Genomic DNA, 13,324 nt, shown 5'->3' on the forward strand with positions numbered 1-13,324 from the left:
TTTCATAGTACACTAGTCATTGTATTGTCTGAATACAGAAATATCGATCATAGCACTCACGAAGGGAGTTACCCAATATGGCAAAAAAAGCGAAAATTACATTGGAAAACGGCAAAGAGGTGCTGCTTGAGCTGTTCGATCAGGACGCGCCAAACACCGTAGCCAACTTTGAGAAGCTGGCAAACTCCGGATTCTACAACGGTCTGGTGTTTCACCGCGTAATCCCTGGGTTCGTAGCGCAAGGCGGATGCCCTAACGGCACAGGTACCGGCGGCCCTGGATACACGATCAACTGTGAGATCAACCCAAACAAGCACGAGCGGGGAAGCCTGGCGATGGCGCATGCCGGACGCAACACAGGCGGAAGCCAATTCTATATCTGCTATGAGCCGCAGCCGCACCTGGACGGTCAGCATACCGTATTTGGCAAAGTGGTTGAAGGTATGGAATATGTGGACGAGTTCAAAGGCCGCGACAAAATGGAGAAAGTGGAAGTATTCGAAGCATAATTAAAGATACATTCATCCCAAAGGATCTCACATTCCGCGGTTTCGTGGAATATAGAGATCCTTTTGGCTTATGTTCATACCTGAAGGAGATTGATATGAAACGGTTATTATGGATCGGGTGTTTATCGTATTTCTTAATCGGTCTGGCGCATGTTGTGCTGGGTTCGGTGCTGCCGGTCATGCTCGAGCATTACGGCCGGGAATACAGTGAAGGCGGCATGCTCATCTTCACCCAATTTGCCGGCTTTCTGGTGGGCGTGCTTGTCTCGCCGCTGATCAACCGCCGCTTTGGCAAAAGAGGGGGACTGCTGATCGCTGCCGGTTTGCTGACGGCAGCCGAGTTTCTGTACACGCTGCTGCCGCCATGGGAGTGGCTGTACGTGATTGCTGTCGCCGCAGGCTTCGGCTTCGGCATGATTGAAGCGGTCATCGGAACGATTATTATTGCGGCCATTAAAGACAAGACGGCGGTGGCTATGAGCCGGCTTGAGGTGTTCTTCGGCGTTGGCGCCATGGTGATGCCGATGATTGCGAGCGGATTCATTACGCAGGAATGGTGGAAGTTTTCGTTTTTTGTCGTGTCCCTGTTTTCCTTTGTGACGCTGCTGTTCTGGTCCAGAAGCTCCTTTGGTGAAGCTGACGCAGTGCTTGACACGCGGGGCGATACGGCCTCGGCTGAAGGCGAGGAGCCGGTTGGCAAGGCGGCGTATAAGTATCGGGGAAGCGCGTTTGGCATTCTGGCGCTGTTTATCGTATTTTTCTTTCTCTATGTAGGAACCGAGATGAGTCTGGCCAACTTCATGCCAGCCATTCTGATTGAGAAGCTTGGGGTAATGAAAGAGACGGCCGCCCTCAGCATCACCTGCTTCTGGGTGGCGATGTCGGTCGGCCGGATATTCGCCGGAACGCTGGCCGAGAAGATCCATTACCGGGTCTATGTGCTGCTGAGCTGTTTGCTGACATTGATGATGTTGATCATCTTTCCGTTTGCGGAGCAGGTGTGGGCCGCATTTACGATCATATTGCTGCTGGGGCTGTTCATGTCCGGGCTGTTCTCCATCGCGCTCGTATTTGCGAGCAAGCTGCTGGAGGGGAGCGAGGAATCGACGCCTAGCATATTGATCGCCTCGGGAGGCATAGGCGGTGCCATCCTGCCGCTCGTTACGGGCTGGAGTCTGGATCATCTCCCGCTTCACCAGGCCGTTTGGTTATTTGCGATTTTTGCCGTTGGTCTGGTGGTTCTTAGTGTGGCTGCGTATTCATTGCAGATTCGACAGCCGAGCACCGGGCCAGGAGCCCGTCATGAGGAAGGGAAGGCTCTCCTGTGATGGGAATCAGAGCTCTTACCCGCACCGTTAATTTGATATCAGGACCAAGGTGAACATGAAGTGAAGGAGCGATAGAGGGAATGAAATTGAATAGTTCCGTGATCACAACGTTACAACAGGAACGTTCAGAGCATGAGGTATATCCGCCTGCAACCGAAGCTGATATTAAGGAAACCGAAATTGCTTTGGGGGTGCGTCTGCCGGAATCGTATTGCAAATTCGTATCCGAGTTCAGCAACGGTGCATACTTATATCGCTGTCAGGAAATATCCGCTGTGGGACAAGGGAATCAACAAATCGGCGCCCTTCAACATACCTACAGACCATGGACAGCGGGGCCTCATAAGGTCGATGATGGTCAGCCTATTCCAATTCGTGAAGGCGGATATGTTACGGTGGACCAGCTCATTCCATTTGCTTATGACCATAATGGGAATATGTGGTGTTTTATTGTCGAGAAGATGCAAGATCATGAATATCGGGTCGGCTATTATGATACGTTCCAGCCTAAATTATATGGAGTGATGGACAGCTTTCACGATTGGTTGAACGTATGTGTTTCGCATCGGGAAGAGGTGATTCGCGCGATCTTTGATGATGATGTGATCGTACACGAGCTGGGACTGGGGTAATGATAACAGTGCCATTAGCCAGTCTGACACCGAATCGACATTTGCGATGCTTGCATTTTTGCAAGGTGAGTGTTATTTTTATAAGCAACAGTAAAGTTATTTACTGAGAAAACTTCATAACATGTTATCCTTCGGGGTCGGGTGCAATTCCCAACCGGCGGTGATGCACGTGTCATAATCAGCGTAGGAAAGTAAGAGCTGTAGACGCGGGCTTAGTCCGTGACCCGGATGCGTGAAAGTGCGCGCATACGGTGGACCTGGTGCAAATCCGGGACCGACAGTATAGTCTGGATGGGAGAAGGATGGACGAAGCTTGGCATCTGTTTAATCATGTGGCTATGCCGATTCTCGGTATGCCTATCTTCAGGTTAAACATTGTCAATGTCCGATAACAGAAGCAATGCTTCAAGCTATGTGCGGTTTTTCACAAGTGAATCCGGATGGTTGGATGTGTCCATCGGGGGTTGAATGTTTATTTGTGATGCTTGGATACGCATAGACTTGTTTATTGCTATCTTTTGAATACTCCCATGAGGCCCTGTTTGGATTTGAGAATCCGGACAGGGCTCTTTTATTTCTTGCAGAAATTTGCTTCGTCCATACGTCACGCGGGGCATCCTTACCTTAGCTGCCCGCATGACGAAACATAAGGCTGAGGAGGGGCAAAATGGACATTATGAATGATGAATACTACATGTCGCTGGCGCTGGATATGGCGGAACGAGCACAAGGCCAGACGGGCATCAATCCGGTGGTCGGCTGCGTGGTTGTTCAGGATGGAGCGCTGGTCGGTGTGGGGACCCATCTTGCCCGCGGGACGCCGCATGCGGAGGTTCACGCCTTGAACATGGCTGGCAACAAAGCGAAGGGCAGTACCGTGTACGTCACGCTCGAGCCGTGCAGCCATTACGGCAAAACACCACCCTGCAGTGACCGGCTGATTGCAGAGGGTGTCAAGCGTGTTGTCGTTGCCTGCGAGGACCCGAATCCGCGCGTGGCTGGAACCGGCATTGAGAAGCTTCGGGCTGCGGGCATTCAAGTGGACACAGGCGTGCTCCAGGACAGGGCGCTCCGGTTGAATGAGCGGTTTATCAAATACATTACGACAGGGCTGCCTTATGTCACATTGAAGACCGCCAGCACGCTGGATGGGAAAATTGCCACCCGGACCGGAGACAGCAAATGGATATCGAATGAAGCATCCCGTGAGATTGTTCATACGCTCCGGCATCGGCATCAAGGTATTATGGTCGGGGTGTCGACGGTCATTGCGGACAACCCACAGCTGACCACCCGGCTTACGGTGGATGGCCTGCATCCGGCCAGAATAGTCGTTGATTCAAGGCTTCGCATCCCGATGGATTGCCGGCTGGTGACAGATAAGGCTGCGCCGACGATCATTCTGACGACGGAGCTGGCCGACCGGGAGAAGCAGAATGCACTGGAGGCAGCCGGGCTGACGGTGATCCGGTGCGGAGACGGTCCGCGTGTGGATCTCAAGGCAGGCATGGCGCGTCTCGGCGAGATGGAGATCGGCTCGGTTCTGCTTGAGGGCGGCGGTACATTAAACGGGGCCATGCTGGAAGAACGGCTGGTTGACCGCATGATGCTGTTCTTGGCTCCGAAGATTGTTGGCGGGCACAATGCGCCTGCTAGCTTCAGCTTCGATGGTTATGAGCGCATGAGCGATGCGGTGGAGCTTGAACAGCTGGAGGTGGAGCGGATTGGGGACAATGTATGCATTACAGGCGTTCCCGTCTGGAAATAACGAAGCTGGGAGGAAAGGAGGCGAACCTAAACGATGTTTACCGGATTAGTGGAAGAGATCGGGGAAATGCGCCGCATTAGCCGCCAGGGAGAGGCGATGGTGCTCAGCATTGCTGCCTCGCGCATTATGGATGACCTAAAGCTGGGCGACAGCGTATCGGTTAACGGGGTATGCCTGACGGCAACTTCGATCGATACGGGCATGTTCACGGTGGATGTGATGCCGGAAACTTACAGGAATACGACTCTGAAGACGCTGAAAGCCGGGAGCAAGGTGAACCTGGAGCGGGCGATGGCGGCAGGCGGACGTTTTGGCGGGCATATTGTACAGGGTCATGTAGATGGGGTAGGCACGATTCGAAGCGTCCATGCTGATCATAATGCGGTCGTGTATGAAATCGCACCCGAGAACAAGGAGCTCTTTAAATACATCATTCCGAAAGGGTCGGTTACGCTGGATGGAATTAGTTTGACGGTCGTCAAGACCACCGCATCCTCCTTCACCGTTTCGATCATTCCGCACACGCTGGGCGAAACCGTACTCGGATACAAGAGGGCTGGCGATACGATCAACATTGAAACCGACATTCTGGGCAAATATGTGGATCACCTGCTGCATTACCGCCCGGATGAAGGGCAGGACGGCGGAAGGACAGAAGCCGGCTCGGGGATCAGCCGGGAATATTTGGCCGAGCACGGTTTCATATAGAACGACACAAGAGATAGAGGATCGTATCAGCACATTTATGGATAAGGAGGATGGAACGATGGAGGAACAGTTTTCATTTCATTCGATTGAAGAAGCGCTGGATGACCTGAAGCAAGGGAAAGTCATCATCGTCGTTGATGACGAAGACCGTGAGAATGAAGGGGATTTCATCGCATTAGCGGAAATGGCAACGCCGGAGGTCATCAATTTTATGATCAAAGAGGGCCGCGGGCTCGTCTGCTTGCCGATGACCCAAAAGAGAGCGGAGGAGCTGGATCTGAAGCCGATGGTCGCCCAGAACACGGATTACCACGGCACTGCGTTCACCGTGTCGATCGATCACAAGGATACGACGACGGGCATTTCCGCGTATGAACGCTCGCTCACCGTTCGGGGCATTATGGATCCGGCAGCGACCGCAGCGGATTTCCGGCGGCCGGGCCACATGTTCCCGCTCATCGCCAAGGATGGCGGCGTTCTGCGCCGGGCTGGACATACTGAGGCGGCCATCGATCTGGCACGGATGTGCGGCTCATATCCAGCCGGCGTCATCTGTGAGGTGATCAAAGAAGACGGAACGATGGCCCGATTGCCTGATCTGGTGGAAATTGCGGAGAAGCATCAGCTCAAGCTGATCAGCATCAAGGATCTTATTCATTACCGCAATGCCAAGGAGCAGCTTGTTCATCGCGAAGTGGCCGTGCGCATGCCGACAGACTTCGGGGTGTTCCAGGCGGTAGCCTACACCAACGATGTGGACAACAAGGAGCATGTGGCCCTCGTCAAGGGAGAAATTGACGGTGAGCAGCCCTTCCTTGTGCGCGTTCACTCCGAGTGCCTGACCGGCGATGTGTTCCACTCGCATCGCTGCGACTGCGGACCGCAGTTTGAGGCTGCGCTTCGACAAATTCATGAAGCGGGCAGCGGAGTGCTCCTGTACATGCGTCAGGAAGGCCGCGGCATCGGACTGATCAACAAGCTGAAGGCTTATAAACTCCAGGAAGAAGGGCTGGACACGGTGGATGCCAATCTGAAGCTTGGATTTCCAGCCGACCTGCGTGACTACGGAATCGGGGCCCAAATTCTGAAGGATCTGGGTGTCCGCAAAATCCGTCTGCTCACCAACAACCCTCGCAAAATCAAGGGACTGGAGGGTTACGGGCTGGAAGTGGTCGAGCGGGTGCCGATTCAAATGCCGGAAAATGAAGACAACACCGCATATCTTCACACCAAGCAGGCCAAGCTCGGACACATGCTGGAGTTTGATGACATCGAGCAAAACGAAAGCAGCAAAATATAAATCATAAATTCTAATTCGAAAGGTTGATGACAAACATGGCACATTATTTTGAAGGTAATCTGGTTTCCGAAGGACTTCGATACGGGATCGTCGTGGGACGTTTTAACGAGTTTATTACAAGCAAGCTGCTGGGCGGGGCGCTTGACGCGCTGAAGCGGCATGGGGTGAAGGACGACGAGGTGGATGTGGCCTGGGTACCGGGCGCTTTCGAAATCCCCCTCATCGCCCAGAAAATGGCGGAAAGCGGCAAGTACGATGCGATTATTACGCTCGGGACCGTGATTCGCGGCTCAACGACCCATTATGATTATGTGTGCAACGAGGTGGCCAAAGGGGTGTCCGCCATTAACCTGAAGACCGGCGTGCCCACGATTTTTGGCGTCGTCACAACCGAGAACATCGAGCAAGCGGTCGAGCGTGCAGGAACGAAGGCGGGCAACAAGGGCTGGGATTCCGCGATGGCGGCCATTGAAATGGCAAACTTGACGAAACAGCTAAAATAGTGCTTATTTAATGTAGTGTTCTTTTTTAAGGACACTGCATTTTATTTTTGGCGGGAGGATTCACCGTGACCGTATTGTACAAGCTGGAGACGTTTGAAGGTCCGCTTGATCTGCTTCTGCATCTCATTGATAAAGCGGAAATTGACATCCAGGATATTCCCGTCAGCGAGATTACCGATCAGTACATGGCCTATTTGCAGAGCATGCAGGAGCTGGAGCTGGAGATTACCAGCGAGTTTCTCGTGATGGCGGCAACGCTGCTGTCCATCAAAAGCAAGCTGCTGTTGCCAAAGCCCCCGGTTATTGAAATGGACGAGTTCGATTTTTATGAAGATGATGATATTGACCCAAGAGCCGAGCTCATTCAGAAGCTGATAGAATATCGAAAATATAAAGGCATCGCTCGCCACCTCCACGAACGGGAATGGGAGCGCAGCCAGATATATTCCAAGGAAGCCGAAGATTTAACGCCTTATATGCCTGTGACGCCGGAAAGCCCGGTTGAAGGATTACATATTTCCGATTTGATTGCCGCCTTTCAGCGTGCCCTTAGCAAAGCGGTGAAGCGGACGTCTTACGCCCGCATTGAACGGGATGAAATCTCGGTCAAGGACCGAATTCGCCAAGTGGTGGACACGCTGCAGAATGTTGGACGCGGAGGGCGTGTGCTGTTCTCGAAGCTGCTGCATGAGGAGATGGAGCGGCATGAAATTGTGGTGACATTCCTGGCCATTCTGGAACTGATGAAGATGAAGCAGATCTGGTGTTATCAGGAATCCTTATTCGGAGATATCGTTATGGAGTGGAGAGGGGAAGAAAGACTTGATGGAATATCCGATGCTGAAATCGATTATTGAGGGACTGCTGTTTCTTTCAGGAGAAGAGGGGCTGTCGGTGAAGCAGCTCTCCGAAATTACGGAGCAGAAGGCGGAGCTGATCACGTCCGCACTGGAGGAGATGAAGGAGGACTGTGAGCGTCAGCATCGCGGGATCCAGATCGTTCAGATTGCCGGAAACTACAAGCTGGCTACGCTGCCTGAGCATGCGCCGTATTTTGAACGGCTGGCCTATTCACCATCCCGGTCCGCACTGTCCCAGGCGGCGCTGGAGACGCTGTCAATCGTTGCTTACCGGCAGCCGATAACCCGGGTGGAGATCGAGGAGATTCGCGGCGTAAAGTCCGAGCGGGCGATTCACACCCTGGTGAACAAAGGCTTGATCGAGGAGGTCGGAAGAGCCGAAGCGATCGGCCGCCCGATTCTGTACGGGACGACCAAGGCGTTTTTAGATTATTTTGGCTTGGCCAGCATCAAGGACTTGCCGGAGCCTTCCCAGTTCGAGGATACGGATCAGCTGGAGGAGGAAACGCAGCTGCTGTTCGACAAGCTGGACGGTCGGCAGCTTACGATTGATGATGTTGATTGAGATGGCCTGTTTGAGTTTACGTCATCGCTATATAAAACACGGTGCGCCAGACAAGCGGGGTTATCCCGCTGGATCAGGCGCACCGTGTTTTTTAGTATCCGCATCATTTTACGATCGAATTGCCATACTAAGCCAACGGGTATATTCATTGTCTGGAGGTAACGTGTGTGAGCATCTGGGTCTTACTGGCGATCGGGCTGGTCTTGTTGTTCGTCATCCTGCTGCTGATCGTGCTGAGCTCGATGATTACGATGAGCTTCGGCATACGTCTTAGCACCAAAGAATGCAAAGTAAACATACGCATCACCATGTTGTTTGGGCTGCTGCGCCGGGAATACGACATTCCGGTTAAGGTGGCGAACGGGGCGGTTGAACTGGAGATCAAGGAAGTGCCGGACAAGGAGGAGCAGGAGGAGGACGGGGACGAACCGGCCAAATCGATTCCGATGTCCTTCCCCTTGCGAGGTTTGAACGGCGGCCTTACCAAATCGCCGAGCTTCAAGCGATGGATGAAACGAACCTTGACCCGGATACGCCTGAAGGAACTCAAGTGGACGACCAGGGTAGCGCTGGACAACGCGGCCGAAACCGCGGTTGCCACCGGACTGATGTGGAGCATCAAGCATACGCTGCTTGGATGGGTATCGTACAAGCTGAAGATGGAGCAAATTCCGCAGCTTGACATATCGCCCATATTTAACGGACCGCCGCAAATTTCCACCGAAATGCGCTGCATAGCGGAAATCTCCTGCGGTAAAGCTATGTATGCTGGACTGGTACTTATGGTTCGCGTGTTAAAGATGAAAGGAGGAATTAAATCATGGCAGAACACCCAATTCAAGGCTTGATGCAAACCGCGATGGAGAACATCAAGGGCATGGTGGACGTCAATACGATTGTTGGTGACCCTGTAAACACACCTGACGGCAGCGTCATTTTGCCTATAAGCAAGGTGGCCTTTGGTTTTGCGGCCGGGGGCAGTGATTACAACGTCGAGGCAGGCGGGGATCACCGGTCTTCCGCTGATCATTCGTCCATGGATCACAACGAACTTCCGTTCGGCGGCGGCAGTGGCGGCGGGGTGACCATCAGTCCCATTGCTTTTCTCGTCGTCGGAAAGGATGGCGTTCATATCGTGCCGCTGGACAACCAGACGCATCTGTTCGAACGCATTATCGATGCGACTCCGTACCTGCTGGAGCAGGTTCAGTCCATGTTCCAAAGCGGGGGCGGTTCCTCATCCGCTTCGGCTTCCTCGTCTTCAAGCGAGCCAACGTATTCTTAAACGTCCAGCTGCTTGCTAGCGGAACATTGATGTAACGTCCATGCTTCAAACATAAAATGACGGTGCAGGCGTCTGCCTGACCCGTCATTTTATGTTTCTGGACCACATTATCTTGAATATGGACATACCTCATTAGACAAGTACATATACTTGTACAAGATTTCCGAACACCGGAGGATTATAAAAATGAACATGTTCAATCGGACTGCCTGCAGATCGCTGCTTGCGATCATGATGACCGTCGTATGCTTCGCTTATACCGCTCTTCCGGCCTATGCGCATCACGAGAATGGGCCGCCCAATCATGCTCAGGCTGCTGCACTCATTGACGTCACGTCAGGCCGGCTGCTGTACAGTAAAAACGGGGATGACCGCCTGCGAATTGCCAGCCTTACTAAAATTATGACCGCGATTGTGGCGATTGAGCAAGGGAAGCTGAGCGACAGGGTTACCGTATCCAAAAATGCGTTTGCCAAGGAAGGCTCATCGCTGTTCCTCAAGCTGGGGGAGGAGATGACGCTGGAGAACCTGCTGTACGGCTTGATGCTTCGTTCGGGCAATGACGCTGCCACCGCCATCGCCGAGCATGTCGGCGGAACAGAGGAAGGGTTCGTGCTGCTCATGAACGAGAAGGCAGCCGAGCTAGGACTTTCCAACACCCACTTCATGAACCCTCATGGCCTGGATCATGATGAGCATTACTCATCAGCCAATGATCTCGCGATGCTGACCGCCTATGCCCTCCAAAACCCGATATTTAGCGAGATTGTGAAAACTCCGACCAAGCGAGCGCCGAATCCGAATGCTTCATGGGACTACAAGTGGGACAACAAAAACAAGATGCTTCGGTTCTACGAAGGGGCTGACGGCGTAAAGACCGGGTATACGAAAAAAGCGTTCCGCTGTCTTGTCAGCTCTGCAACCCGGGGCGGGCAGCAGATCGCCGCAGTCACTTTGAACGACGGCAACGACTGGAACGACCATGCAACCATGCTGGACTATGGCTTCGAGCATTTCCCGCTGAAGCAAATTACGGTCAAGGGCCAGAAGATTCAAGGCCAGAGTCTCGTAAGCGGCCGTGATTTCATCTACCCGTTCGCTCATGGTGAAGAGGAGAAGCTGGTGAAGAAGCTGGTGCTCCGCAAGCCTGGCAATCCGGATCTTTCGTTCGGCATGCGCGGTTATATCGAGCTGTTGCTCGAGGGTCAGAAGATTGGGCAGGTTCCCGTTTATGCTGAAGGCAGCCCAATTCCCGATATTCCACAGCAGAAGTTAAGACAGCGCACAGCGTCCGCCTCGGCTCCATATGGCGCACTCAGCCTGTGGGAATCGGCCCGTGAAGTGCTGAAATCGCTGTTTGGCGGGGAGCGGAACTGATTTCTTCAGCAAGCACAACGCCGCATCGTTACGAGGGGGGAGCTTAGTTCTATGATCAATTGGATATGGATGGGGATGCTTGTCATTGGCTTTGTCTTCGCCGCCGTGAACGGGAATATCGACAGCGTAACCAAGGCGGCCTTCGATGGCGCTCAGACCGGTGTGACCGTCTCCTTCGGCCTGATCAGCATCCTGGTGTTCTGGCTCGGGATGATGCGTCTGGCGGAGGAAGCAGGCCTGCTGAAGAAGGTGGCGAAGCTGCTCAGCCCTGTCGTGCGATTCCTGTTTCCAGATGTGCCGAAGGACCATCCGGCGATGGGGTATATCTTGTCTAACATGAGCGCGAATTTGTTCGGGCTTGGCAATGCCGCAACGCCGATGGGGATCAAGGCGATGCAGGAGCTGCAGAAGCTGAATCCCGACAAGGAAACGGCGACGCCGGCGATGTGCACGCTGCTTGCGCTGAATACGGCCAGCATTACGTTGATTCCAACGACGCTGATTGCGATCCGGCTCAATTATGATTCTGCCAACCCGTCCGAAATCGTAGGCACCACACTTCTGGCTACGGCGATTGCTACCGCAGCTGCCATTGCTGCGGACCGCTGGTACCGGTTCAGGACGTTTCACAAGGCGAAGCCGCCAGGGGCTGGGGCCGGTCTGAGTACGGATGCGAAAGGGTGATGGACATTGCTGTCATGGTTAAACGTAATTTCGGCCTGGTCGATTCCGATCATCATAGCATTCATCCCTCTGTATGCTGCCACGCGCAAGGTACCGGTCTACGAATCCTTCGTTGATGGGGCGAAGGACGGATTCTCCACGGCGATTCAGATCATCCCCCATCTCGTTGGCATGATGGTGGCGATCAGCGTATTCCGCGCTTCCGGAGCACTGGAATTTCTTGTGGGCTGGACAGGCCCGTTTCTGCAGTCGCTCGGGGTGCCGAGCGAGGTGCTGCCGCTCGGCTTGCTCCGCCCGTTGACCGGGACGGGGTCGCTGGCCTACACCACCGAGCTGATTCGCGCCTATGGCCCGGACTCCTTGATTGGTCGCATCGCCTCCACGATCCAGGGAAGCACCGACACGACGCTGTATGTGCTGACGGTCTATTTTGGCGCGGTAGGCATCCGCAACGGCAGATATGCGCTCAAGGTCGGTCTTTTCTCGGATATCGTCGGGTTTATTGCCGCTATTGCCGTATGTTTAATCGTGTTTGGCTAATAAAATCGATGCAGGAGTATATTCGCCCATACTTGCAATCCATCGCTGTCATATACTGCTTTCAAGCCCGAGCTGAAGGAGTGATGGCATGGAACTCGAAGGATTCATCATTCATCATACCGTCTGCGGGAAAGACGATGGAAGCTGGGATTTCCTGATTCGCGCTGACGGTACGGTGACGCCCAGCCCCGCACCTAGCCGTGCGGGGTATATTTGCATTGCGCTCGAAGGGGATTTTGACCGCGACTACAACCTGATGACAAGCGCCCAGAAAGAGCAGCTGTTCACCGCCAGCAAAATCATTATGGAGCTTTCCCGGCTCTACCAAATGTCTCCGCTATACCTGATTCCCCACTCCAGCTCCTGCCCGGGAGCGCAATTTCCGTGGAACTCGCTTGTGATTTATCCCGCCGATGGTTATCATTAGGGATGAGGTGACCTAAAAGACATGGAGAGATTACAGAAAATTATGGCCCAGGCCGGAGTAGCTTCCCGCCGCAAGTGCGAGGAACTGATTCTTGAAGGCAAGGTGCAGGTGAATGGTGAGACCGTAACCGAGCTGGGCACGAAGGCCGATCCCGAACAGGATATCATAACGGTTTCCGGGAAACCGATCAAAAACGAGAAGAAAGTATATTTGATGCTGAATAAGCCGAAGGGTGTCATTACGAGCTCCTCCGATCCGGAGGGACGCAGAATCGTATCCGATTTCCTGAAAGGGGTCAATGAACGGGTATACCCGATCGGACGGCTTGATTATGATACCGAAGGATTGCTGCTCTTGACCAACGACGGCGAGTTCGCCAATATGCTGAGCCACCCGAAATATCACGTGCCCAAAACCTACTTGGCAACCGTGAAGGGGGTGCCTCACGGCACGGACCTGGACAGGCTCCGTCAAGGGATCATGCTCGAGGACGGGATGACAGCGCCGGCTGAGGTGGAATACAAGGATGTCGATCCGGACAACAAATTCGCCGTCATCACGATCACGATACATGAAGGGCGCAACCGTCAGGTGCGGCGCATGTTTGACGCGATATCCCATCCGGTGACCCGGCTCAAGCGGATTGCCTACGGTGATTTGCTGCTGCAAAACTTGAAGCGCGGCGTGTACCGTCATCTGACGCCGGATGAGATCAACCATCTGAAGCAGATGGCCAAAGCGGCCAAACCGAAGGCGAATCCCAAGGCGAAGAGGCAAAAACCCGACACATAATATTCAAAATGGCGAGCGGCGCTTGTGACATTTTTCGTTATAATGT

The 13,324-nt window shown here is 53.5% G+C and carries 16 protein-coding genes and 1 riboswitch; all 16 genes read left to right on the plus strand.

Annotated features, from left to right (window positions below):
• The first annotated feature begins 77 nt into the window (after positions 1-77).
• Positions 78-509 carry a peptidylprolyl isomerase gene (locus tag CHH67_RS02815; protein ID WP_095263464.1) on the plus strand — a complete coding sequence of 144 codons (432 nt, stop codon included), beginning with the start codon at positions 78-80 and terminating at the stop codon, positions 507-509.
• Positions 510-604: 95 nt separating this feature from the next.
• On the plus strand, positions 605-1,837 hold the full coding sequence (locus tag CHH67_RS02820; RefSeq protein ID WP_095263465.1) for an MFS transporter: 1,233 nt from the start codon (positions 605-607) through the stop codon (positions 1,835-1,837).
• A gap of 80 nt (positions 1,838-1,917) precedes the next feature.
• The gene (locus CHH67_RS02825) at positions 1,918-2,469 is read left to right on the plus strand and encodes an SMI1/KNR4 family protein (protein ID WP_095263466.1); all 552 of its coding nucleotides are present in this window, start codon (positions 1,918-1,920) and stop codon (positions 2,467-2,469) included.
• Positions 2,470-2,592: 123 nt separating this feature from the next.
• Positions 2,593-2,776, plus strand: a riboswitch (FMN riboswitch).
• Positions 2,777-3,136: 360 nt separating this feature from the next.
• Positions 3,137-4,237, plus strand: a complete 1,101-nt coding sequence (ribD, locus tag CHH67_RS02830) for a bifunctional diaminohydroxyphosphoribosylaminopyrimidine deaminase/5-amino-6-(5-phosphoribosylamino)uracil reductase RibD (RefSeq protein WP_095263467.1) — start codon at positions 3,137-3,139, stop codon at positions 4,235-4,237.
• 33 nt (positions 4,238-4,270) lie between these two features.
• Entirely contained in the window at positions 4,271-4,945 is a 675-nt protein-coding gene (locus CHH67_RS02835; RefSeq protein WP_095263468.1) for a riboflavin synthase, read from the plus strand.
• A 58-nt stretch (positions 4,946-5,003) separates the two neighbouring features.
• Positions 5,004-6,245, plus strand: coding sequence for a bifunctional 3,4-dihydroxy-2-butanone-4-phosphate synthase/GTP cyclohydrolase II (locus CHH67_RS02840; RefSeq protein WP_095263469.1), 1,242 nt, complete (start codon positions 5,004-5,006; stop codon positions 6,243-6,245).
• A 35-nt stretch (positions 6,246-6,280) separates the two neighbouring features.
• A complete protein-coding gene (ribH, locus tag CHH67_RS02845; RefSeq protein WP_095263470.1) occupies positions 6,281-6,748 on the plus strand; it encodes a 6,7-dimethyl-8-ribityllumazine synthase in 468 nt (155 codons plus the stop codon).
• Between the two features lie 65 nt (positions 6,749-6,813).
• Positions 6,814-7,605 (plus strand): segregation and condensation protein A, encoded by a 792-nt coding sequence (locus tag CHH67_RS02850; protein WP_095263471.1) that lies wholly within the window; start codon positions 6,814-6,816, stop codon positions 7,603-7,605.
• Complete coding sequence (gene scpB / locus CHH67_RS02855; RefSeq protein WP_095263472.1) at positions 7,574-8,173, plus strand: SMC-Scp complex subunit ScpB; 600 nt, start codon at positions 7,574-7,576, stop codon at positions 8,171-8,173. The genes CHH67_RS02850 and scpB overlap by 32 nt, the downstream gene beginning before the upstream one ends.
• A 167-nt stretch (positions 8,174-8,340) precedes the next feature.
• Positions 8,341-9,021, plus strand: a complete 681-nt coding sequence (locus CHH67_RS02860) for a DUF2953 domain-containing protein (RefSeq protein WP_095263473.1) — start codon at positions 8,341-8,343, stop codon at positions 9,019-9,021.
• A complete protein-coding gene (gene ytfJ / locus CHH67_RS02865; protein WP_095263474.1) occupies positions 8,994-9,458 on the plus strand; it encodes a GerW family sporulation protein in 465 nt (154 codons plus the stop codon). The genes CHH67_RS02860 and ytfJ overlap by 28 nt, the downstream gene beginning before the upstream one ends.
• A gap of 186 nt (positions 9,459-9,644) precedes the next feature.
• Positions 9,645-10,835 (plus strand): D-alanyl-D-alanine carboxypeptidase family protein, encoded by a 1,191-nt coding sequence (locus tag CHH67_RS02870; RefSeq protein WP_155617390.1) that lies wholly within the window; start codon positions 9,645-9,647, stop codon positions 10,833-10,835.
• Between the two features lie 51 nt (positions 10,836-10,886).
• Positions 10,887-11,519 (plus strand): nucleoside recognition domain-containing protein, encoded by a 633-nt coding sequence (locus CHH67_RS02875; RefSeq protein ID WP_095263475.1) that lies wholly within the window; start codon positions 10,887-10,889, stop codon positions 11,517-11,519.
• Between the two features lie 6 nt (positions 11,520-11,525).
• Positions 11,526-12,059 carry a spore maturation protein gene (locus CHH67_RS02880; protein ID WP_095263476.1) on the plus strand — a complete coding sequence of 178 codons (534 nt, stop codon included), beginning with the start codon at positions 11,526-11,528 and terminating at the stop codon, positions 12,057-12,059.
• A gap of 88 nt (positions 12,060-12,147) precedes the next feature.
• Entirely contained in the window at positions 12,148-12,486 is a 339-nt protein-coding gene (locus CHH67_RS02885) for a peptidoglycan recognition protein family protein (protein WP_095263477.1), read from the plus strand.
• Between the two features lie 21 nt (positions 12,487-12,507).
• Entirely contained in the window at positions 12,508-13,278 is a 771-nt protein-coding gene (locus CHH67_RS02890) for a pseudouridine synthase (protein ID WP_095263478.1), read from the plus strand.
• The last annotated feature ends 46 nt before the right edge of the window (positions 13,279-13,324 follow it).

The sequence above is a fragment of the Paenibacillus campinasensis genome (assembly GCF_002272015.1).
Lineage (GTDB): Bacteria > Bacillota > Bacilli > Paenibacillales > Paenibacillaceae > Paenibacillus_AQ > Paenibacillus_AQ campinasensis.

Bases quoted from the DNA above. Each gene is read 5' to 3' on its own strand.
- CHH67_RS02875 (WP_095263475.1), top strand. From the start codon at position 10,887: ATGATCAATTGGATATGGATGGGGATGCTTGTCATTGGCTTTGTCTTC.
- CHH67_RS02885 (WP_095263477.1), top strand. From the start codon at position 12,148: ATGGAACTCGAAGGATTCATCATTCATCATACCGTCTGCGGGAAAGAC.
- CHH67_RS02890 (WP_095263478.1), top strand. From the start codon at position 12,508: ATGGAGAGATTACAGAAAATTATGGCCCAGGCCGGAGTAGCTTCCCGC.
- CHH67_RS02815 (WP_095263464.1), top strand. From the start codon at position 78: ATGGCAAAAAAAGCGAAAATTACATTGGAAAACGGCAAAGAGGTGCTG.
- scpB (WP_095263472.1), top strand. From the start codon at position 7,574: ATGGAATATCCGATGCTGAAATCGATTATTGAGGGACTGCTGTTTCTT.
- CHH67_RS02820 (WP_095263465.1), top strand. From the start codon at position 605: ATGAAACGGTTATTATGGATCGGGTGTTTATCGTATTTCTTAATCGGT.
- CHH67_RS02840 (WP_095263469.1), top strand. From the start codon at position 5,004: ATGGAGGAACAGTTTTCATTTCATTCGATTGAAGAAGCGCTGGATGAC.
- CHH67_RS02835 (WP_095263468.1), top strand. From the start codon at position 4,271: ATGTTTACCGGATTAGTGGAAGAGATCGGGGAAATGCGCCGCATTAGC.
- ribD (WP_095263467.1), top strand. From the start codon at position 3,137: ATGGACATTATGAATGATGAATACTACATGTCGCTGGCGCTGGATATG.
- ytfJ (WP_095263474.1), top strand. From the start codon at position 8,994: ATGGCAGAACACCCAATTCAAGGCTTGATGCAAACCGCGATGGAGAAC.
- ribH (WP_095263470.1), top strand. From the start codon at position 6,281: ATGGCACATTATTTTGAAGGTAATCTGGTTTCCGAAGGACTTCGATAC.
- CHH67_RS02870 (WP_155617390.1), top strand. From the start codon at position 9,645: ATGAACATGTTCAATCGGACTGCCTGCAGATCGCTGCTTGCGATCATG.
- CHH67_RS02825 (WP_095263466.1), top strand. From the start codon at position 1,918: ATGAAATTGAATAGTTCCGTGATCACAACGTTACAACAGGAACGTTCA.